Below are 21,525 nucleotides of genomic sequence, written 5' to 3'. Positions count from 1 at the left end.
ATATCTATTTAATATCCTATTTTTGCGATGTGAAGATACATGAATTTTATATTTTACGCTGCATTCAAATTGCCCAAAACGGATTAGGCACTACAGCTCCTAACCCAATGGTTGGAGCCGTTGTTGTTCATAAAAATAAAATTATTGGAGAAGGATACACCAGCCCTTACGGAGGCTCTCATGCCGAAGTAAATGCCATTAACTCCGTCAAAGACAAAGGCCTACTTAGCGAATCCACTATTTACGTGACGCTTGAGCCATGTTCTCATTACGGAAAAACGCCCCCTTGTGCGGACTTAATCCTAAAGCACCATATTAAAAATGTGGTGGTTGGACTGTTAGACCCTCATAAAAAAGTTGCTGGTCAAGGTATACAAAAACTAAGAGATGCGGGCTGCCAAGTAACTGTTGGTGTTTTAGAAAAAGAATGTCGCGAACATCATAAGCGTTTTTTGACATTTCAAAAAAAGAAAAGGCCTTATCTTATTTTAAAGTGGGCAGAAACTAGAGATGGTTTTATAGCACCAGCCCACCACTTAAGAGCAGAAGAAAAACAAGCTTTTTGGATTACCAACCCTTATTCTAGACAACTTGTACACCAATGGCGCGCAGAAGAACAGGCTATTTTAGTAGGCACCAATACCGTACTGGCCGATAATCCAAAATTAAACGTACGTAGTTGGACAGGACGCAACCCAATACGCATAATAATAGATAGAAATTTAAAGATTGATGCTAGCTATCATGTGTTAGACAAAACCGTAAAGACGATTGTATTTACGGCTGTTTCAGATGAAACTAAATACAAACCTGATGCGGCGTACCTCTTGATTGATTTTTCTAAAGAGATAGCTGCACAAATCTGTGAAGCACTATACCTGCAAAATATACAAAGCATCCTTATTGAAGGAGGCCAACGCACCTTACAAACTTTTATTGACGAAAATCTATGGGATGAAGCTCGTGTTTTTGTAGGAAATTCCACGTTCAAAAACGGCATAAAGGCACCTTCGCTCGTCGGTACTTTAAAAGAGACTAACACATTAGACCAAGACATTTTAAACCTATATTACAATGATTAAAAACATCATTTTTGATTTTGGAGACATTTTCATCAACCTAGACAAACCTGCTGTCTTTAAAGCTCTTGCAAACGTTGGTTATATAGAAGTTACTCCTGAATTAGATGACATTTTCAAAGCCTACGAAATGGGTTTAATGACTTCTGAGAATTTCATTCTAAAGTTAAATGAGATTTTCCCAAGTGCTACACCCAAAGAACTAAAAGATGCTTGGAATAGTATCCTCCTTGATTTTCCAGAAAACAGATTGTTATTTTTGGAGCAATTAGCGGCAGAAAAAAAATACCGCCTATTTTTATTGAGCAATACAAATGAAATTCATATAGAGTATGTGATTAACGCAATGGGCGAAGCTCAATTTAATAGATTTAAAGATTGCTTTGAAAAGTTTTACCTTTCTCACGAAATTAAACTTAGAAAACCCAACAAAGACATCTATGAGTTTGTACTAAATGAAAACAACCTTATTGCCGAAGAAACTTTCTTCATAGATGATACTCAGGAAAATACAGCTGCTTCGGCAGCTTTGGGAATTAAAAGTTGGAATTTACTGGTAGGAAAAGAAGATATTATACAATTAAAAACCAAGTTGTAAATGATAGACTTAATATTATGCATACTATTTTCTAGTTCGCTATTTGTGATTTTCAAACTTTATAACACGTATAAAGTTCAGACACTTTTTGCTATTATCACTAACTATTTTGTTGCAGGTATTTTTTCTACATTTTTTTACGAAGAGAGCATTCAGTTATCTTCAATACCAGAGAAAAGCTGGTTTTTACCCACGGTTAGTTTAGGGTTTTTATTTATTACCGTTTTTTATATTACGGCAAGGACTTCACAAGAAATAGGCGTTTCCGTAGCTTCTGTAGCTTCAAAAATGTCTTTAGTCATTCCTGTACTTGCAGGCGTAATGCTTTACAAGGAAGAATTAGGGGGTATCAAAATTATCGGAATTGTTTTAGCTTTAATTGCCGTTTATTTCTCTTCACTAAAAAACCGCACCATTACAGTAAAAACAGGAACACTAGTACTCCCCTTGCTGTTATTTATAGGTTCTGGGCTGGTAGATACTAGTATAAAATACATACAAACCACCTTTGTTCCCAAGCATGAATTTCCTTTGTTTAGCACAGTTGTATTTTCCTCCGCAGGCATATTTGGTGTGCTTTTTATCCTCATTCGGTCTTTTAAAATACCTCTAAAAATAAATTACAGAAATATTTTGGGGGGAATTGTTTTGGGGATTTTCAATTATTTAACCCTGCACTTTTTACTACGTTCCTTACAAAATGATTTCTCTGACAGCTCTTCCATTTTTACTATAAATAATGTAGCAACCGTATTGTTTTCAACGCTTTTAGGAATTTTATTATTTAAGGAAAAATTGATTCCTAAGAACTGGATTGGAATTGGATTGGCCGTAATTAGTATCATATTAGTAGCTTTGTTTTAATGGAAACACACTCAGACACCTACAAAACACTTTCAAAACCATCCGAAGAAATTCTTTTTAAAGAGAAAAAAAGTAAGTTTTACGGTTACGCATTTCCGATTCAATCTGAAGACGATGTGAAACCTTTACTCGAAGAAATAAAGAAGAGGTATCATACCGCAGGCCATGTTTGCTATGCTTGGCAGTTAGGAATAGAAAATCCTAATTACAGAGCAAATGATGATGGGGAACCAAATAATTCAGCAGGAATGCCTATTTACGGTCAAATACAGTCTTTTGAGATCACGAATGTACTAGTTGCGGTTGCGCGTATCTACGGAGGTACAAAACTAGGTGTAGGCGGCTTAATTAGCGCCTACAAAACTGGAGCACAAATGGCTCTCGAGAACGCTAAGATTATAGAGAAAATTATTCAAATACAATTTGCATTATTTTTCGAATACGCCGATATGGATAAAGTGATGCGGATTATAAAACAAGAACAATTATCCATCGTTTCTCAAAAGATGGAATTGGATTGTAAAATTGTGATTTCCGTTCGAAAAGATGATGAAGAAAAAATACATAGTATTTTTTCAGATATGCACACCATTAAAATTAAACCTGTTTCTTAACTGAATTTAAATACTCAGAAATTTTTTCTAATAAATCTTCCGGACATCTCATTGGCTTATTTTTTTTCGAATCTATAAATGCTAAAATGGTATGAGCTTCGACCAACAACTCCTTTTTCTCGTTGAAAATCATATAGTCAAATTCTATCTTCACCGACGGTATTTTTTTTAAGTTGGTAACCACCGTTATCAAATCATCATACAAGGCAGATTTCTTAAAATTTACAGTTAAAGAAATAACTGGTAAGATAATACCACTTTCCTCTAGTGCTTTGTAAGAAATTCCTAACCCGCGTAACAACTCTACACGCCCCATCTCTAGATACTGCGCATAGTTGCCGTGATATACGACTCCCATTTGATCTGTTTCACCATATCTAACTCTAAAAGAAATTTTGTTAATATCCATTATTTTAAAAGTAAAAATTATATATTTAAAGGCTGTACTTCTTTGAAGGGGCAACATGGTAAAAAAAAACCGAAAATTCAATACTAATGAATTTTTTTTTTAGTTTTTTTGTTCACATATTTGTCATCCGATTAAGCGAGGAGATTATTCGCTGATTTCAGTTTAGAAAGCCTATTTTATTACTAACCAATATTTAAGATTAATTTAAAAAATGAGTGTTACTGCTATTTCCGTATGGAACAATTGTTTGGACTTTATCAAGGACAACATTCAACCGCAGGCATTCAAAACATGGTTTGAACCCATTAAGCCTGTCAAGTTAACGGATAAAGCGCTTAGTATTCAAGTACCAAGTAAATTTTTCTACGAATGGCTCGAGGAGCATTATGTAAAACTTTTAAAAGTATCCCTAACCAAAGAACTTGGTGAAAGTGCAAAATTAGTTTACATTATAAAAATGGAAAACACTTACGGTAATAGGGAACCATTTACCGAAAAAATTCCTAGCTCAAACAGAAGTACCGTTCCTGCACAAGAATTAGACGTTGCTATCAAATCTAAAAACCCACAATTAAAAAATCCATTTGTAATTCCTGGGATTAGAAATATCAAGATAGAATCACAACTTAACCCAAATTATAATTTCGAAAACTTTTTAGAAGGAGACTCTAACCGTTTAGCGCGTTCTGCCGGTATGGCCGTTGCAAATAAACCAGGAGGAACTTCTTTTAATCCACTATTAATATTTGGTGGTGTAGGTTTGGGAAAAACACACTTAGCACATGCTATTGGTGTTGAAATAAAAGATAAATACCCAGAGCGTACTGTTTTATATATTTCTGCAGAGAAATTTACACAACAGTATATAGAATCTGTAAAGAAAAATACTCGGAATGATTTTATACATTTCTACCAATTGATAGATGTATTAATTATTGATGACGTACAATTCTTATCTGGTAAATCTGGAACACAAGATGTTTTCTTCCATATATTTAACCATTTACATCAAAATGGAAAACAGGTTATCTTAACATCAGATAAGGCTCCTGTTGATATGCAAGACATAGAGCAGCGTTTATTATCCAGATTTAAATGGGGATTATCTGCTGAACTGCAGAACCCTGATTACGAGACTAGAATTTCTATCTTAAAAAATAAATTGTATCGTGATGGTGTTGAAATGCCTGATGATATTATCGATTACGTTGCAAAACACATCAAAACAAACATTCGTGAGCTCGAAGGTGCTATTATATCATTGATTGCACAATCTTCGTTTAATAAAAAAGAGGTTACCTTAGATCTTGCACAACAGGTTGTAGAGAAATTTGTTAAAAACACAAAACGTGAAGTTTCTATAGATTACATCCAGAAAGTAGTTTCTGATTATTTTGAAATGGATGTAGCTACATTACAATCTAAGACTAGAAAACGTCATATTGTACAAGCAAGACAATTAGCGATGTTCTTTGCTAAAAAATTCACGAAAGCTTCTTTAGCAAGTATTGGTTCACAAATAGGAAAAAGAGATCATGCTACAGTTTTACATGCTTGTAAAACCGTAGATAACCTTGCTGAAACTGATAAACAATTTCGCAAATACATAGACGATCTTACGAAGAAATTTTCTTAATTACAATTTATGAAAACGAAGATACTAATGGTTTGCCTCGGAAATATCTGTAGGTCTCCGTTAGCCGAAGGTATTTTACAAAACAAACTAGATACCACTTCATTTTTTGTTGACTCTGCAGGTACTGGAAATTATCATATAGGTAATCCTCCTGATATACGATCCATAGCCGTTGCTAAAAAACACCAAATAGCTATTGCCCATCAAAAATGTAGACAATTTAAAAAAGAAGATTTCGCTACTTTTGACTACATCTATGTGATGGATTCTAAAAATTACCAAAATATCATTGCTTTAGCCAGCAGTCAAGATGAAAAATCAAAAGTAAAATTACTTCTAAATGAGCTTGACATTGATATCAACGAAGTTCCAGACCCTTATTGGGATGATAATGGCTTCGAACATGTTTTTCAGTTAATAGATAGTGCTTGCACGGTTATTGCTGAGAAATTAACAACAACATAAACCGCCTCTCTATGGACACTACTACATTTGGTAAGTTATACTTAATCCCAACTACATTAGGTGAAAATGAACCACTGGAAGTTTTACCGCTTTCTGTTAAGCAAGCCATAGAAAACATCAATTACTATATTGTTGAGAACGAAAAAACAGCTCGTAGGTTCATAAAAAAAATTAGTTCTAAAAAATCTCAGGGAGATCTCATCCTTGAATCGCTCAATAAATTTACGGAACCAGAAATGATTCCTACTTTTTTACAACCGTGCCTAGAAGGTCATGATGTAGGCGTAATCTCTGAAGCAGGCTGCCCTGGTATTGCAGACCCTGGAGCAGATGTGGTAAGTATTGCTCATGAGAAAAACATACGCGTTGTTCCATTAGTCGGTCCATCTTCTATCCTCCTAGCCTTAATGGCTAGCGGATTTAACGGTCAGAATTTTGCTTTTAACGGATACCTTCCTATTGATAACAGCGAACGCAGAAGCGCCATAAAACGCTTAGAAAAACTATCTAAAGACGCAGATCAGTCTCAAGTATTTATTGAAACTCCCTACCGGAATGATAAATTATTAGCGGAACTCATAAAAACAGTACATCCTTTTACTAAAATCTGCGTTGCCTGTGACATCACCTTGCCCACAGAGTTCATTGCAACTAAAACAGCAAAGCAATGGACCACAGAAAATATAGATCTTCACAAAAGACCTACCATATTTATTATTCAAGCATAAAAAAAAGCCCTTGTGAAGATTCACAAGGGCTTTTTTTAATTTATTATTTTAAAATCCTAGCATTTCTCTTGGGCTCCACATTTGAAATGTCATACCCTGAGAACAATTTTATGTAACGAGCTATATTCGTTCCATAATCATCAAAAACATCATAGGCACCATACGAACGTAAATACTTTTTTACGTTACCAGGCCCTGCCAAATGAGCTGCTGCTATAATACCAGACTCTGTAACTTGAGAATTTCCAATTTTAATTCCCGAAAATCGCTCGATATCTCTTCTCAAAATCCATTTATTACGAGCAATATTGGTCATAAAAGCTTTTTCTTGAAGCTCTGGATTTGATAAAAACAAGTCGACATTATAAATACCGACCAACTCGAGAGTACTTGCTCCAAACTGATATTTACCTAAATATCCTAAGGAATTAATAACTCCGTATCTACCTCTTGATTCTTTAAAAGCTAATGCTTCTTTAAAACCAACATAAGAGCTACCTATGTATGGAGGTGTTAATAAAAATTTTGCATTAAAAGTTTCATCTTGGGGAAACGAAACTAACGTAGGTGTATTTACTTTAAGGCTGTCCGGAACCAATACTGGTTTATTTTTGAATCCAAAACTGACTAAAATAAAAGTCATAATAAGGGGACAACTAATGCTTATCCACTTTCTCATACAATTGTTTTCTTAAGACTTAAAGCAACAAAAAAGTAGCCTGCTTAAATTCGCGGGGCAAATGTACCGCTATACAGAAGATTTTATTGTTGTAGAAATCATAAAAATTGCCTCATTTAGATAAAGTGACGTTAAAATCAGACGTTTAACCTACCTGTTTATGTTTTTGCTATTAATCCATCGGACGTACTGCTCTTTATTCTGGTTATGTTGCGCAAGCGTTTTTGCGAACTTGTGATATCCAAAATTTTCGACATTTGCCACAAAATAGTAATAACTATGCTTCTCTGGGCTTAAGACAGCATCTATTGCCGTAATATCTGGCATGGCAATTGGCCCAGGAGGTAAACCTGCATATTTATAAGTATTGTAAGGAGAATCCAATTCTAAATCACGGTACAATACTCTCTTAATAATTTGATTAAAATCTCCCGTGTGTAATTTCAAGGCATAGATAACCGTTGGATCTGCCTGTAATAGTATACCATCACGCAATCTATTTAAATAAACTCCGGCTACTCTAGGCCTCTCATCTACTTTTGCAGTCTCTTTGTGTACTACAGAAGCCAAAGTAGACACTTCTATCGGAGTTAAATGTAAGGCTTTGGCTTTCTCCATTCTAGCATCATTCCAAAATCTTTTATATTCCGTCAACATTTTGTCTCTAAATTTTTCTGCAGAAGTATTCCAGAAAAACTCATAACTATTAGGAACATACATCACCAGCTTAGTCTGCTCATTAAAACCATTTTCTTTCAAAAAATCTGTATCATTGAAGGCATTTAATAAAGACAAACTATCGGCTTCTATCTGAGTAGCTACCCTACCAGCTAAATCTTCAATCGTTTCCTGATTGTTAAAAGCTACTTTCACAGGTAAATTCTGACTTCTTAGCGTATTAATAATTTCATTATTATTCATACCCTTTTTAATCGCATACTTACCTCCTTTTACATAAGAAGCATACCCCTTTTTCTGAGCTGCAGATTTAAAAGAATCAACATCTTCTAATAAAGGCGCTAAAGTCTCTTCCACCACCGCAAAATTTGCATCGGAAGGAATATAAACAAAAGCTTCGTCATTGTTAAAAGCAGTATTAGGTGTGAAAAATGCACCATACACTTTATAAGCAAATACACCACAGACCATCAATCCTATTACTAAAACGGCAAGAACTATTTTTTTTAAGTACATTAATTAAATATTTTTTGATAAAGAATTTCGTTTTTATATGTTCCTTCGGATAAAATCCAATCTTTTTTTACTCCTATTTTTTCAAAACCTAATTTTTCAAATAAATGAATACTTGGTTGATTATCTTCTAAAATATTGCAATAAACCTGATGCATTTCTAAGGTTACTCGAGAATACCCACAAACTAATTCTAAAGCTTCTGACCCAAAACCATTATTACGATGATCTTTTGATGCAATAACAACACCTATTCCCGCTTTTCTATTTTTAGGATCAAAATCAAATAAATCAATTAACCCAACTACAGTACCATCTAGGGCGCAAATACATAAGCGCAGTTGCTTAACTTCATAAATGTCTCTATGCACATTATCAAGATACATCTCTAAAACCTGTTTGGAGTATGGTGCAGTTGTACCACTTACTTCCCAAACCTCTGTAGAATTTTCTAATTGATATAAAAAATCTAGATCTGACGGTTCTAGCGCTCTTAAATAAACTTTTTCTCCTTTTAGACTATACATCTATCTCTCCTTTGAATACAAATTTTGCGGGTCCGGTTAAAAACACATTAGAATATACCTTATTATTTACCTCAAACTTAATATTTAAATCTCCACCTAAAGCTTTGATAAATACTTCGCTATTGGTTGTTTTTCCTGTTTTATGCATTGCTATTGCAGCTGCGGTAACACCCGTACCACAAGACAAGGTTTCATCCTCCACACCTCTTTCATACGTTCTTATAGAAAAACTAGTCGCATCTATCTGTTCTACAAAATTGATATTACTGCCCTTCTCTCCATATACGCCATACCGCAAGCGAGCTCCTTCTTTCTTTACTTGATAATCTTCTAAACCTGTAACCATCTGTACATGATGAGGAGATCCTGTATCTAAAAACACAGCATTAGGCTTCTCTTTAATTTCTTCCACGTCTTTCATTTGCAGACTAACTAAACCTTCCTTAATAGATGCTTTATGCAAACCGTCTATAGCATTAAATGACGCCGAATCTTTAATTATACCTAAGTGCTTAGCAAAAGCCACCAAACACCGACCACCATTACCACACATGGTACTTTCATTTCCATCAGAATTAAAATATACCATTTTAAAATCTAAGTCCTTCTCATTTTCTAATAATATAAGACCATCCGCGCCTATGCCAAATCTTCGGTCACATAAGAAAGCAATACGTTCAGTATTTTCTTTATCAAATATATTTTGTCGGTTATCCACCATTACAAAATCATTTCCCGTACCTTGAAATTTATAAAATGTAAGCTTCATCTTTTGCGTTTATAGTACAAAGGTAGCATTTTATTAAGGGAATTTTAGCAGTTAAAACAACGTTAAACAGAAAAATAGTGTCCTCAAAACTGTTAATTTTGAAGTACAAAAGTTAAAATGTAAATTGATTATGAAGAATATTGCGAATTTATTATTGGTTTCTGTATTTGCAGGAGCTATTACCTTAGGAGCATACAAACTTTTTTTTGAACAAAACTCCTATATTTTCACAGATTCAGGAGCTACTCCTTACACCACTGCTAGCTACACTCCAACAAGCGCTCGAGGTGCTGGTATTAATGAGGTTGATTTCACCTCTGCAGCAGAAAGGACCGTTAATGCGGTTGTGCACGTTAAAAATGTAGCAATTAATAGTGGTCCTAAAAATATAATGGAATTTTTATATGGGTACGAATCAGACTCTAGACCGCAGGTAAGAGGAGCTGGTTCTGGTGTAATTATTTCCCCAGACGGCTACATTGTTACCAACAACCATGTTATTGATGGTGCTTCACAACTACAAGTAACTTTAAATGATAATACGACCTATCAAGCAGAATTAATAGGAACAGATCCAAATTCTGATATTGCTTTAATTAAGGTTGATGCAGATCATAAAATGCCTTATTTGGCATTTGGCGATTCTGATAATGCAAAAATTGGAGAATGGGTATTAGCCGTTGGCAACCCATTTAACCTAACTTCTACAGTGACCGCAGGAATTGTAAGTGCTAAAGCAAGGTCACTAGGCGGAAGCAACCAATCTTTTCTTCAGACAGATGCCGCTGTTAATCCAGGAAACAGTGGTGGCGCTTTAGTAAATACCAATGGAGATCTAATTGGAATTAATACAGCCATAAGCTCACAAACTGGGTCCTATGTAGGGTATTCTTTTGCTGTACCTAGCAATATCGCCAAAAAGGTCATTGATGATATTTTAGAATATGGAAATGTTCAGAAAGGAATTTTAGGAATAAAAACACCCTCTTTAAATACACCCTATGCCGTAGAAAAAGGCTTAAATGAATTGAGTGGTATTTTTATTGATGGCGTAGAAGAAGACTCTGGTGCTGCTGATGCAAACCTTGAAAGAGGCGATATTATTAAACAAATAGATGAAGTGAAGATTAAAAACTTCCCACAGCTTAATGGATATCTTGCCACCAAAAGACCAGGAGATGAAGTACAAGTTACTATAGAAAGAGATGGAGAATTAATGACACTGCCTGTGTTATTAAAAGAACGCCAGACAATTATCTTACCCATAATGGATTTAGAGGTTAAAAATCTAAATGAAAAAGACCGTAAAGACTTTAGAACTAAAAAAGGTGTTAAAATTGTGGGAGTTTCGGAACGCTATGAAGGTTATGGCCTAGATGGTAAAGTTCTTCTTGCTGTTGGCGATGAAGAAATAAACGATATTAATGATGCGAAAGTGTTATTCGGTAGAATCACCAAATACCGCAGTACAAGCATAACAATGCTCAACAAAAAAGGAGAAAAAGAACGCATCATTCTCCAGTAAAACGCATATCCCTCGTCAAAAAGCTCCCTAGTGGAGCTTTTTTTATTCCAACAAAATGTTACGAAAACGTTTGAATTTTCTATTTTTGCAGAAATTTTTAACAACTCAACTTAAAAATAACTGATGGATAAAATTAAATCTTACGAAAAAGAACTTGCTTTTCAAGCAGATAGGCGCAAGGCTACTACAGAGTTTATCAAAATTGTAAGCGACCTATGGTATGATAAATCAATTGAAGTAGTTTTATTTAAAAATCAAGTAATTGACAAAAACGTTAGCGACATCATTAACCTTCATCAATATGCTTGTGAGTTTGTTCAAAAACCAATTTCCATATTTGATTCTGTAGAAATATTAAGAGCAATTAATGATATGAAATTACCTCCATCTAAATTAGATATTGGTAAGCTAACCTATGAATATCATGCTGAAAATGAAAATGAAGAGCAAGTCAAAGCATTTGTTTTTAATAAACTTAAAGATGCGGAAGTTGCTGAGGCAATAAAGCCTAAAGATGTTGTTCTCTATGGTTTTGGTAGAATTGGCCGTCTTGTCGCTAGAGAATTGATGGCTAAAACAGGAAAAGGCAATCAAATGCGTTTGCGAGCTATCGTCATCAGAGGAACTGTAAATAAGGAAGTATTAGAAAAAAGAGCAAGTTTATTGCGTATTGATTCAATTCATGGTGAATTCAATGGCACAGTAGATATAGATGTTGAAAATAGTGCTTTGATTATAAATGGTACTACAGTACACATTATTAATGCAGATAAACCTGAAGACATTGATTATTCTGCTTATGGCATAACAAACGCTTTGGTTATTGACAATACCGGTGCTTTCAGAGACAAAGCGGCATTATCTAGACATTTAAAAGCAAAAGGAGCTGCTAAAGTTTTATTAACGGCCCCAGGACAAGGTATTCCTAATATTGTTCATGGCGTAAATCATAAAGATTTTGATCCTAAAAACAATAAAATATTTTCAGCAGCATCCTGCACAACCAATGCAATTACTCCCGTTTTAAAAGTGATTGAAGATTCTTTAGGTGTTGTAAAGGGGCATATAGAAACAATACATGCATTTACTAATGATCAAAATTTAGTAGATAATATGCACAGTAAGTACCGTCGCGGTAGAGCAGCTACATTAAATATGGTGATTACAGAAACTGGAGCTGGTAAAGCGGTTACCAAAGCATTGCCAAGTTTAGTTGGCAAATTAACCTCTAATGCTATTCGTGTTCCTGTTCCTAATGGTTCTTTGGCGATATTAAATTTAGAGGTAGATGCCAAAACCTCAAAGGAAGCAATAAATACCATGATGAAAAAGTATGCATTAGAAGGAGATTTGGTAGAACAAATTAAATATTCTTTCAATAATGAATTGGTTTCTTCTGATATTGTAGGTACTTCTGCCCCATCAATCTATGACAGCAAGGCAACACTTGTTTCTGAAGACGGAAAAAATATAGTTTTATATGTCTGGTATGACAATGAATACGGGTATTCACACCAAGTTATTAGACTTGCAAAGTATATTTCTAAAGTTAGACGCTTCACTTATTACTAATTTTTTTTCCTTTCTAATATTATTGAAGTAATTTAGCGCTTCTCTAAATCATTAAATAATTATTAAGAACACTTACTAGATGAAAAAAATTAGATTAATACTTGTAACTCTAGCGCTGTTATCGGTTAATTTCCACTTTGCACAAGAAACTCAAGATGATAATGAGGATGATGCCTCATTAGAAACAGGATCCATACATGGGCAGTTTGATTACTTGGCTAAAAAATCTGGAAATTACAGAGCAGATGGTGTGTATTACGAAGTAGTTAAAATTACAAGCTTAGAAAAGCTTAAGCAAAATGTTATTGACACTCTTAACTTAATTAATAAGAGAACTACAGAGTTAAATAAAGTTATTGTAGATCAAGAGAAAGATATTAAGTCTTTAAATGAGAAGTTATCTGAAACAACAAACAACCTTGCCTCTGTTACTGAGGAAAAAGATAGTATGTCTATTTTCGGAATCTTAATTGCTAAGGCTACCTATAATGTTATTTTATGGACTTTAATTGCTGCGCTTCTATTATTTCTGTTATTTTTTATTTACAAGTTTAGAAATAGCAATATTCTTACCCAAGAAGCTAAAACCAACTTATCAGAGCTTGAAGTAGAATACGAAGAGCACAGACGAAGAGCTTTAGAGAGAGAGCAAAAAATTAGCAGACAATATCAAGATGAGATTAACAAAAATAAAAAGGCTAAATAATTAGCCTTTTTATTTTTACTTGAATTTCTAAAATACAATTAGTTAATAGTACATTTGCCTGTTAAAGTTAGAACAACATGCGTATTGATATCATAACAGTCTTACCTGAATTACTCAAGAGTCCTTTTGAAGCAAGTATCTTAAAAAGAGCTATTGAAAAAGGTATTGTTGAAGTACATATGCATAATCTCCGCGATTATACTAATTTGAGTTACAATCAAATTGATGATTATCAATTTGGAGGTGGCGCGGGTATGGTCATGATGATTGAACCGATAGACAAGTGTATTTCCGCTTTAAAAGAGCAGCGAGATTATGATGAAGTCATCTATATGACCCCAGATGGCGCCACACTGAATCAGAAAATAGCCAACAGCATGTCGCTCCTAGAAAATGTCATTATTCTTTGCGGCCATTATAAAGGTGTCGACCAAAGAGTTCGGGATGCTTTCATAACTAAAGAAATATCTATTGGCGATTATGTCTTGTCCGGCGGAGAATTAGGAGCTGCCGTTTTATGCGATACCATTATTCGTCTAATTCCAGGAGTATTAAGCAATGAAACTTCTGCATTGACAGATACATTTCAAGATGATTTATTAGCTCCACCTGTATACACAAGACCTGCGGAATATAAAGGAATGAAAGTACCAGAAATTCTTTTAAGTGGTAACTTTCCTAAAATTGAAAAATGGCGAGAAGACAAGGCTTACGAACGCACCGAAAAGCTAAGGCCGGACCTATTAAAATAGCATCTACATTTTGGAATCACACGAATTAAACCTTCTGATACCCCTCAAAAGACAATTGCTTATTTTTTTATAAAAAATAGCATTGAAATATTGTCACTTATTAATATTTTATTACTTTTGCAATCCAATAAATCAACCTCTGACGATAATCGTGAATGTTGCTTTATAACAAACAGTAAATCAATACGATGGAAGCATTATTAAAATTTGTTCAAGACGAATTTGTTACTAAAAAAGAATTTCCAAAATTTTCAGCTGGTGATACTATCACAGTTTATTATGAAATTAAGGAAGGTGAAAAGACACGTACTCAGTTTTTTAGAGGTGTTGTAATACAAAGAAGAGGTTCTGGATCATCAGAAACCTTTACAATTAGAAAAATGTCTGGAACAATAGGAGTTGAGCGTATCTTCCCTATCAACATGCCAGCTCTACAGAAAGTAGAAGTTAATAAAAGAGGTAAAGTTAGAAGATCTCGTATCTTTTACTTCAGAGGACTTACTGGTAAGAAAGCAAGAATTAAAGAAGTGCGTTCTTAATCTAAGACCTAAATACACAGAAGAACCCGCATTTAGCGGGTTTTTTTATGCTCAAAAGTTAAAAAGCGAGCATAAATTTGGAATTCTCAAACATTACTCTTATATTCATAGTATAAATAGGGAAGCAAATGCAATCAATGGTTGCCGTTTTGTAAATAGACAAGACAACAAAGGTTTGCAAACTATTCTAAAAAAGCCATATCAAATGCTACATGCATTGATATGGCTTTTATCGTTTTGGTAATAAAAAAAAATAACATTTTAGTAAATTTTACATCATATTATCCTTAAATCTACTCAAGGTAAAACTATAGAATATTGTATATTTGCACCGCTTAATTCAAATAAATCGCAATAATGCCAAAAATAATTTATACTAAGACTGACGAAGCTCCAGCTTTGGCGACTCAGTCCTTCTTACCAATAGTTAAAGCATTTACAAAGACATCAGGAATAAATATTGAAACCAAAGATATTTCTTTAGCTGGAAGGATCATTGCTACTTTCCCTGACTTTCTTAAAGAAGATCAGCGTATTGCCGATGATTTAAAAGAATTAGGAGAACTTGCCAAAAGTCCAGATGCAAACATCATAAAGCTTCCAAACATTAGTGCCTCTGTTCCTCAACTTAAAGAGGCTATCACAGAATTGCAGGAGAAAGGCTATGCTTTACCAAATTATCCAGATGAACCAAAGTCTGATGAAGAAAAAGAACTAAAATCTAGATACGATAAAATTAAAGGTAGTGCCGTAAATCCTGTTTTAAGAGAAGGTAATTCTGACCGTAGAGCTCCAAGAGCTGTTAAAAATTACGCGAAGAAGAACCCACACTCTATGGGTGCTTGGAGTGCAGATTCTAAAACTCATGTAGCAACAATGGGAACAAATGACTTCAAAGCAAATGAAAAGTCATTAACAATTCCTTCTGCTACCAACGTAAATATAGAATTTACAACAGCCAATGGTACTAAATCTATTTTAAAGGAAAATTTAGCCTTATTAGAGGGCGAAATCATCGATGCAACAGTACTAAGCAAAAAAGCCTTAATAACTTTTTTAGTAAAAGAAATCAAAGACGCTAAAGACAAAGGGGTTCTTTTATCTGTGCATTTAAAAGCAACGATGATGAAAGTATCTGACCCTGTTATTTTTGGTCATGTAGTAGAAACTTATTTCTCAGAAGTATTTAATAAATATGCAACTACTTTTGAAGAATTAGGAGTAAGTGCTAATAACGGTTTAGAAAGTCTTCTAAACAAATTAAATACACTTCCAGAAGATAAACATAAAGAAATTCTTTCTGCCATTGAAGCTACTATTTCAAATGGTCCTGACTTAGCAATGGTTAATTCTGATAGAGGAATTACCAATCTACATGTTCCTAGTGACGTAATTGTAGATGCATCTATGCCTGCAATGATCAGAAACTCTGGTAAAATGTGGGATAAGAATGGAAAAGCTCAAGACACCAAAGCAATTATTCCTGATAGCAGTTATGCAGGCATCTACCAAGTAACTATTGATTTTTGTAAAAAACATGGTGCGTTTGACCCTACCACTATGGGAACAGTTCCTAATGTTGGTTTAATGGCTCAAAAAGCAGAAGAATACGGTTCTCATGACAAGACTTTTGAAATGAGTGAGAATGGTACTGTTAATGTTGTTGATGTAAACTCTAAGGAAGTTTTACTTTCTCAAAAAGTTGAAGAGGGTGATATCTGGAGAATGTGTCAAGTTAAAGATGCACCTATTCAAGATTGGATTAAGCTCGCCGTTTCTAGAGCTAGAGCTTCTCAATTACCCGCAATTTTTTGGTTAGATGAAAAGCGCGCTCACGATGCCGAATTAATTAAAAAAGTAAACACCTATTTACCTAATAATGATACTACAGGCCTAGACCTTAAAATTCTTTCTCCTGAAGATGCTACTCAAGCAACTCTTGAAAGAATCATAAAGGGAGAAGATACCATTTCTGTTTCTGGAAATGTATTGCGTGATTACCTGACCGATTTATTTCCAATTTTAGAAGTAGGTACTAGTGCTAAAATGCTTTCTATCGTTCCTTTAATGAATGGTGGTGGCCTGTTTGAAACTGGCGCAGGTGGATCTGCCCCAAAGCACGTTGAACAATTTATAGAAGAAGGTCACTTAAGATGGGATTCTTTAGGAGAATTTTTAGCTCTTGGGGTTTCATTAGAGCACTATAGCGAAAAATACAAAAATGACAAAGCTTTAATTTTAGCTGATGCCTTAGATGCTGCTACCGAAAAATTCTTAGACAACGATAAATCTCCTTCAAGAAAAGTTGGTGAATTAGATAATAGAGGGAGTCATTTTTACCTAACTTTATATTGGGCTGAAGAATTAGCGAAACAAGATAAAAATGCTGAATTAAAAGCTGAATTTACCACCATATCGGATGCATTGAAAGCTAACGAAGCTAAAATTATTCAGGAGCTAAGTGACGCACAAGGTCGTAAAGTAGATATCAAAGGTTATTACAAAGGAGACGATGCTTTAATTGCTAAAGCAATGCGTCCTAGTGAAACCTTCAACACCATTTTAGCGTCACTATAATCGTATCAGTTACATAATTTAAAAGCCATCTTTATTATTAAAGATGGCTTTTTTTATTAACATACTTTCCTGCTGTTAAAAGATTCAATTCTAGTATTTTTACTAAAAATTGCAATTAATGAATCGTATTAAATATTTACTGTTCTTGTTCGTGGGACTATTTTTTTTCTCAGGATTCTCCCAAGAAAAATTCTCCTTAAGTGGAACTATAAGCGAATTAAAAAGTAATGAAACCCTAATTGGTGTTACTATTGCCGTCCCTCAATTAGCAACCGGCGTCACAACAAATGAATATGGTTTTTACTCCTTATCACTTCCTGAAGGAGAATACACGTTAGAAATTAGCTATTTGGGATACAAAACTCTTAGTAAAACGATAAGCTTAACACAGAACACAAAGCTAAATCTTCAACTAGAAGAGGCTGCCGAACAGTTAGAGGAAATAGTTTTAGTGGAAAATGTAGAAAAAACAGATCTTGGCACTCCACAAATGAGTGTCAATAATCTAGCTGTTAAAACCATTAAAAAAATTCCTGTAGTACTCGGAGAATCAGATGTTCTTAAAGCTATTGTTTTACTTCCTGGAGTAAGTAATGCAGGCGAAGGGTCATCTGGCTTCAATGTTAGAGGTGGCTCTGCAGATCAGAATCTTATTCTCTTAGATGAAGCTACAATTTTTAACTCCTCTCACCTTTTCGGGTTTTTCTCTGTTTTTAATCCCGATGCTATAAAAGATATTAAGCTTTTTAAAGGCGGAATACCTTCGCGCTATGGCGGACGTGTGTCTTCTGTATTAGAAATTTTTCAGAAGGAAGGAAATAGTAAAGAGTTTAAGGCTAATGGCGGTATAGGTATCGTTGCCAGTCGATTATTACTAGAAGGTCCAATTATTAAAGATAAAGCTGCATTTCTTATTGGAGGAAGATCCTCCTATGCGCACTTGTTTTTACCTCTCTTTGATATTGACAATAAAGCCTATTTCTATGATTTAAACACAAAACTAAATTTTAAATTAAATGACAATAATAATATCTTCTTATCGGGTTATTTTGGCAGAGATGTTTTCAGTATTAACGATAGTTTTGTAAATACCTACGGGAATGCTGTTGGTAATTTGAGATGGAATCATCTATTCTCAGATAAATTATTCTCTAATCTATCTTTAATATATTCTGATTATTATTATGGGTTGAAATTAGATTTTGTTGGTTTCGAATGGAATTCTGGAATCCAAAATTTTAATTTAAAATACGACTTAAAGCATTACCTAAACAACAATCTTCAGATCAACTATGGCCTAAATAATAACTATTACCAATTTAACCCTGGAAAAATAGTTCCTAGTAGTGAAGATTCTGGTATTATTGAAGAACAACTTATTCAAAAATATGCGAATGAATTTGCTGCATATATTGATGTTGAGCATGAAATTACAGATCAATTAAGTGTAGAGTACGGTCTAAGGCTTAGTAATTTTAATAGATTAGGTCAAGATGAGATAAACATTTACGCGAATGATAACCCGTTGAACTTTAATACAGACCTTCTCATCTACGAAAAAGCAGATCCAATTGGCATAAACACCGAAGGCAAAAAAAAATCACTAAAAACTTATACTAATTTAGAACCTAGATTATCCATGTCTTATAGATTGGATGATAACAATTCCATAAAATCTAGCTATACTCGATTAGCACAGTATTTACATCTACTATCTAACACCAGCTCTCCTACCCCATTAGATGTCTGGACACCAAGTGGCTCTTTCATTAAACCCCAATTATTAGATCAATACGCTTTAGGATATTTCCGGAATATTAAAAATGGAGACTATTCTTTAGAAACAGAGGTGTATTACAAAAAGATACAAAATAGAATTGACTACATAGATGGTGCCAATTTAATAGCCAACAATGCTATTGAACAAGTTATTCTTAATGGAGAAGCAAGAGCTTACGGTTTAGAAGTGCTATTCCGTAAAAACGAAGGAAGATTTCAAGGCTGGCTATCTTATACCTTATCAAAATCAGAACAACGCACCCCAGGCAGGAACGCAACAGAAACAAATGGCATCAGTCCGTTAGAAACCGGTATCAATAATGGCGCGTGGTATAATACACCTTATGATAAAACACATGACATCTCATTATTTGGGAGTTATGAATTTAATGAAAAATGGAATTTCAATGCTAATTTTGTATTCCAAACAGGCCAACCAACCAATTATCCTATAGGACAATTTGAATATCAAGGTTTAACTGTTCCTTACTATGGATTAAGAAATTCGGAAAGGCTTCCTACTTATAATAGATTAGATATTTCTGCTACTTTAACCCCATTAAAAAATAAAGATAGAAAAATTAAAGGCGAATGGGTATTCAGTATATACAATGCTTATAACAGAAAAAATGCCGCATCTATTAATTTCAGTAACAACAATGAAACAGGAGCTAATGAAGCCGTAAGAACTTCAATTTTTGGTATTGTACCTGCCGTTACCTATAATTTCAAATTTTAAGACATGAAATATTTATATACAATCCTACTAGTATCTTTATTAACCACAAGTTGTGAGGACGTGGTTGAGATCGCTGTTCCTACAGAGCAATCTAGGTTAGTAATTGACGGACTAGTGCGCGTAATAGATACAGATCCTTCAACCAATATTAGCATTAAAACGAGTTTAACTAGTTCTTTTTTCGGCACTATTGAACCACAAACTGTTACTAGTATTCAAATTTTTAACAGCACCAACACAATCCAAGAAACGTTAACAGAGTCTGAGACGGGAAATTATTCAACGACAGTTTCTTCCGAATCACTCAAAGATGGATCGATCACTTTACGTATTGTGTATAATAATGAGACATATGAAGCTACCACAGCATTTATACCATCTGCACCTATTGATAAATTGATTCAAGGAGAAGGAACTTTATTTGATGACGATGAAACAGAGATCATTATAGCTTACACAGATGATGCGTCTACGGAAAATTTTTATCTTTTCGATTTTGATTTTAATGAGTTTTTGGTTTCAGAAGACACATTTTATGAAGGAGAACAATTTGAGTTTTCTTATTTTTACGATTCAGATTTACAAGCAGGACAATCTGCTCAGGTAAGCATCCTAGGAGTAGATGAAACATTCTACAACTATATGAATCAAATTATTGCACAAAGCGGAGGAAGTCAGGGACCTTTTCAAACGCCTTCCGGAACTGTTCGCGGAAATGTTATTAATATAACTACAAAGGATAATTATGCCTTAGGGTACTTCTCCATTTCAGAAAGTTTTACACAAAACATTACTATAGAATAAGCCTTGGTTATGATGCATACAGATAAAGATATTTTAGTAAAAGGTATTAAGTATTTGGGTTATACCGTTGTTTTGATGTTTTCATCACCCATACTAATTTATCAGGCCTTTAAAAATCAACAACATGATTTGTATATACCTGTACTAGTAGTAGGCTTTATAGTAGGCCTAGGAGCTTTATTTATGGCTTTTTGGGCCATAAAGACAATTATGGATAGTTTATTTGGTAAAAAAAAGAATAGGAAACAATAATATCATATCACTAATCGTACAAAGAGCCATTTGCATTCGTGTAAATGGCTTTTTCTGTATAATATAGACAAGTTACGGAAGATAATAGATTAGCCATATTAATTAATATGGCAGAAATAGTTTTAAAGAATACTTGAACTAGTTTAATATGGAATATATCAAAGAGGGAAAGCTTAGCTTATTGTAAATGACAATGAATTACTTGGGTATTTAGATCAATATTTAAGAAAATATCCAATACATCCTTTATATAATACCCGAAAGAATTGCTGTGGTATGAGCTATTATATTAAGAATAGGCATTAAACTAAGATATACAAGCTTGCATACAATAGTCTTGTAAAGAGTAATAACTAGCTAATAGCCACAGAACCGTTATAAACAGCTATTGAGGTAATCTACTCTCAGGAGTAATGCGTTTTGGGATACTACAGTTGTTAGGAATAAGAATCATCAAGGATAAGAACCTTATATAAACAAAAAAAGTCCTCAATATTTCTATTGAGGACTTGATTAAAAAAAGGCGACGACCTACTCTCCCACTTGGTATAGCAGTACCATCGGCGCTGATAGGCTTAACTTCCCTGTTCGGAATGGTAAGGGGTGGACCCTATCGCCATGGTCACCTTAAATCGTTGTACTACACAAATGCATAGTAACTAATATTGTTAACATATTAAAGGGACAAAATGGTGTATAAAACACGCACTATAAACACAGT

General features: G+C 34.1%; 21 protein-coding genes and 1 rRNA gene. 16 read left to right on the top strand and 6 right to left on the bottom strand.

Features of this window, described 5'->3' with window-relative positions; translation table 11 throughout:
- The first annotated feature begins 29 nt into the window (after positions 1-29).
- From ribD to BLQ19_RS07855, 4 genes are read left to right on the top strand one after another with little or no spacing between them, the layout of a single operon-like run.
- Positions 30-1,082 (top strand): bifunctional diaminohydroxyphosphoribosylaminopyrimidine deaminase/5-amino-6-(5-phosphoribosylamino)uracil reductase RibD, encoded by a 1,053-nt coding sequence (ribD, locus tag BLQ19_RS07870; protein ID WP_074537978.1) that lies wholly within the window; start codon positions 30-32, stop codon positions 1,080-1,082.
- Positions 1,075-1,677, top strand: a complete 603-nt coding sequence (locus tag BLQ19_RS07865) for an HAD family hydrolase (RefSeq protein WP_074537977.1) — start codon at positions 1,075-1,077, stop codon at positions 1,675-1,677. The genes ribD and BLQ19_RS07865 overlap by 8 nt, the downstream gene beginning before the upstream one ends.
- Positions 1,678-2,541 carry an EamA family transporter gene (locus BLQ19_RS07860; protein ID WP_074537976.1) on the top strand — a complete coding sequence of 288 codons (864 nt, stop codon included), beginning with the start codon at positions 1,678-1,680 and terminating at the stop codon, positions 2,539-2,541.
- On the top strand, positions 2,541-3,155 hold the full coding sequence (locus tag BLQ19_RS07855; protein ID WP_074537975.1) for an IMPACT family protein: 615 nt from the start codon (positions 2,541-2,543) through the stop codon (positions 3,153-3,155). The genes BLQ19_RS07860 and BLQ19_RS07855 overlap by 1 nt, the downstream gene beginning before the upstream one ends.
- Here BLQ19_RS07855 and BLQ19_RS07850 read toward each other — a convergent pair.
- Positions 3,139-3,564, bottom strand: a complete 426-nt coding sequence (locus tag BLQ19_RS07850) for an acyl-CoA thioesterase (RefSeq protein ID WP_074537974.1) — start codon at positions 3,562-3,564, stop codon at positions 3,139-3,141. The genes BLQ19_RS07855 and BLQ19_RS07850 overlap by 17 nt on opposite strands.
- Positions 3,565-3,775: 211 nt before the next feature.
- Between BLQ19_RS07850 and dnaA the strand changes: the two genes are divergently transcribed.
- Genes dnaA through BLQ19_RS07835 form a run of 3 tightly spaced genes read left to right on the top strand, consistent with a single transcriptional unit; the run spans position 3,776 to position 6,393 of the window.
- Complete coding sequence (dnaA, locus tag BLQ19_RS07845) at positions 3,776-5,200, top strand: chromosomal replication initiator protein DnaA (protein WP_024481353.1); 1,425 nt, start codon at positions 3,776-3,778, stop codon at positions 5,198-5,200.
- Between the two features lie 9 nt (positions 5,201-5,209).
- On the top strand, positions 5,210-5,665 hold the full coding sequence (locus BLQ19_RS07840; RefSeq protein ID WP_029449704.1) for a low molecular weight protein-tyrosine-phosphatase: 456 nt from the start codon (positions 5,210-5,212) through the stop codon (positions 5,663-5,665).
- An 11-nt stretch (positions 5,666-5,676) separates the two neighbouring features.
- Positions 5,677-6,393, top strand: coding sequence for an SAM-dependent methyltransferase (locus BLQ19_RS07835; RefSeq protein ID WP_074537973.1), 717 nt, complete (start codon positions 5,677-5,679; stop codon positions 6,391-6,393).
- Positions 6,394-6,436: 43 nt separating this feature from the next.
- On the opposite strand, the gene BLQ19_RS07830 is transcribed toward BLQ19_RS07835, so the two are convergent.
- The 4 genes from BLQ19_RS07830 to dapF all read right to left on the bottom strand — a co-directional run bounded on the left by BLQ19_RS07830 (position 6,437) and on the right by dapF (position 9,559).
- Complete coding sequence (locus BLQ19_RS07830; RefSeq protein ID WP_074537972.1) at positions 6,437-7,072, bottom strand: lysozyme family protein; 636 nt, start codon at positions 7,070-7,072, stop codon at positions 6,437-6,439.
- A gap of 150 nt (positions 7,073-7,222) precedes the next feature.
- Positions 7,223-8,266 (bottom strand): endolytic transglycosylase MltG, encoded by a 1,044-nt coding sequence (gene mltG / locus BLQ19_RS07825; protein WP_074537971.1) that lies wholly within the window; start codon positions 8,264-8,266, stop codon positions 7,223-7,225.
- Complete coding sequence (locus BLQ19_RS07820) at positions 8,266-8,790, bottom strand: GNAT family N-acetyltransferase (RefSeq protein WP_024481358.1); 525 nt, start codon at positions 8,788-8,790, stop codon at positions 8,266-8,268. Before BLQ19_RS07820 ends, mltG begins: the two co-directional genes overlap by 1 nt.
- Positions 8,783-9,559 carry a diaminopimelate epimerase gene (gene dapF, locus BLQ19_RS07815; protein ID WP_074537970.1) on the bottom strand — a complete coding sequence of 259 codons (777 nt, stop codon included), beginning with the start codon at positions 9,557-9,559 and terminating at the stop codon, positions 8,783-8,785. The genes BLQ19_RS07820 and dapF overlap by 8 nt, the downstream gene beginning before the upstream one ends.
- A gap of 130 nt (positions 9,560-9,689) precedes the next feature.
- Between dapF and BLQ19_RS07810 the strand changes: the two genes are divergently transcribed.
- The 9 genes from BLQ19_RS07810 to BLQ19_RS07770 all read left to right on the top strand — a co-directional run bounded on the left by BLQ19_RS07810 (position 9,690) and on the right by BLQ19_RS07770 (position 20,804).
- A complete protein-coding gene (locus BLQ19_RS07810) occupies positions 9,690-11,084 on the top strand; it encodes a S1C family serine protease (protein WP_025615604.1) in 1,395 nt (464 codons plus the stop codon).
- Positions 11,085-11,207: 123 nt separating this feature from the next.
- The gene (locus BLQ19_RS07805) at positions 11,208-12,656 is read left to right on the top strand and encodes a glyceraldehyde-3-phosphate dehydrogenase (RefSeq protein ID WP_024481361.1); all 1,449 of its coding nucleotides are present in this window, start codon (positions 11,208-11,210) and stop codon (positions 12,654-12,656) included.
- Between the two features lie 79 nt (positions 12,657-12,735).
- Positions 12,736-13,362, top strand: a complete 627-nt coding sequence (locus tag BLQ19_RS07800) for a hypothetical protein (RefSeq protein ID WP_024481362.1) — start codon at positions 12,736-12,738, stop codon at positions 13,360-13,362.
- 77 nt (positions 13,363-13,439) lie between these two features.
- Positions 13,440-14,114: a tRNA (guanosine(37)-N1)-methyltransferase TrmD gene (trmD, locus tag BLQ19_RS07795; RefSeq protein WP_024481363.1), complete on the top strand. Its 675-nt coding sequence runs from the start codon at positions 13,440-13,442 to the stop codon at positions 14,112-14,114.
- A gap of 188 nt (positions 14,115-14,302) precedes the next feature.
- Positions 14,303-14,653: a 50S ribosomal protein L19 gene (gene rplS / locus BLQ19_RS07790; protein ID WP_024481364.1), complete on the top strand. Its 351-nt coding sequence runs from the start codon at positions 14,303-14,305 to the stop codon at positions 14,651-14,653.
- 357 nt (positions 14,654-15,010) lie between these two features.
- Positions 15,011-17,230 (top strand): NADP-dependent isocitrate dehydrogenase, encoded by a 2,220-nt coding sequence (locus BLQ19_RS07785; RefSeq protein ID WP_074537969.1) that lies wholly within the window; start codon positions 15,011-15,013, stop codon positions 17,228-17,230.
- A gap of 118 nt (positions 17,231-17,348) precedes the next feature.
- Positions 17,349-19,748, top strand: a complete 2,400-nt coding sequence (locus BLQ19_RS07780) for a TonB-dependent receptor (RefSeq protein ID WP_074537968.1) — start codon at positions 17,349-17,351, stop codon at positions 19,746-19,748.
- Positions 19,749-19,751: 3 nt separating this feature from the next.
- Positions 19,752-20,552, top strand: coding sequence for a DUF4249 family protein (locus tag BLQ19_RS07775; RefSeq protein WP_074537967.1), 801 nt, complete (start codon positions 19,752-19,754; stop codon positions 20,550-20,552).
- Between the two features lie 9 nt (positions 20,553-20,561).
- Entirely contained in the window at positions 20,562-20,804 is a 243-nt protein-coding gene (locus BLQ19_RS07770) for a DUF6095 family protein (RefSeq protein ID WP_024481368.1), read from the top strand.
- Between the two features lie 518 nt (positions 20,805-21,322).
- Here BLQ19_RS07770 and rrf read toward each other — a convergent pair.
- Positions 21,323-21,434: ribosomal RNA gene (gene rrf / locus BLQ19_RS07765) — 5S ribosomal RNA — on the bottom strand.
- Between the last annotated feature and the right edge of the window lie 91 nt (positions 21,435-21,525).

The sequence above is a fragment of the Cellulophaga baltica genome (assembly GCF_900102165.1).
Lineage (GTDB): Bacteria > Bacteroidota > Bacteroidia > Flavobacteriales > Flavobacteriaceae > Cellulophaga > Cellulophaga baltica.
This window is presented reverse-complemented; position numbering and strand designations above follow the sequence as displayed.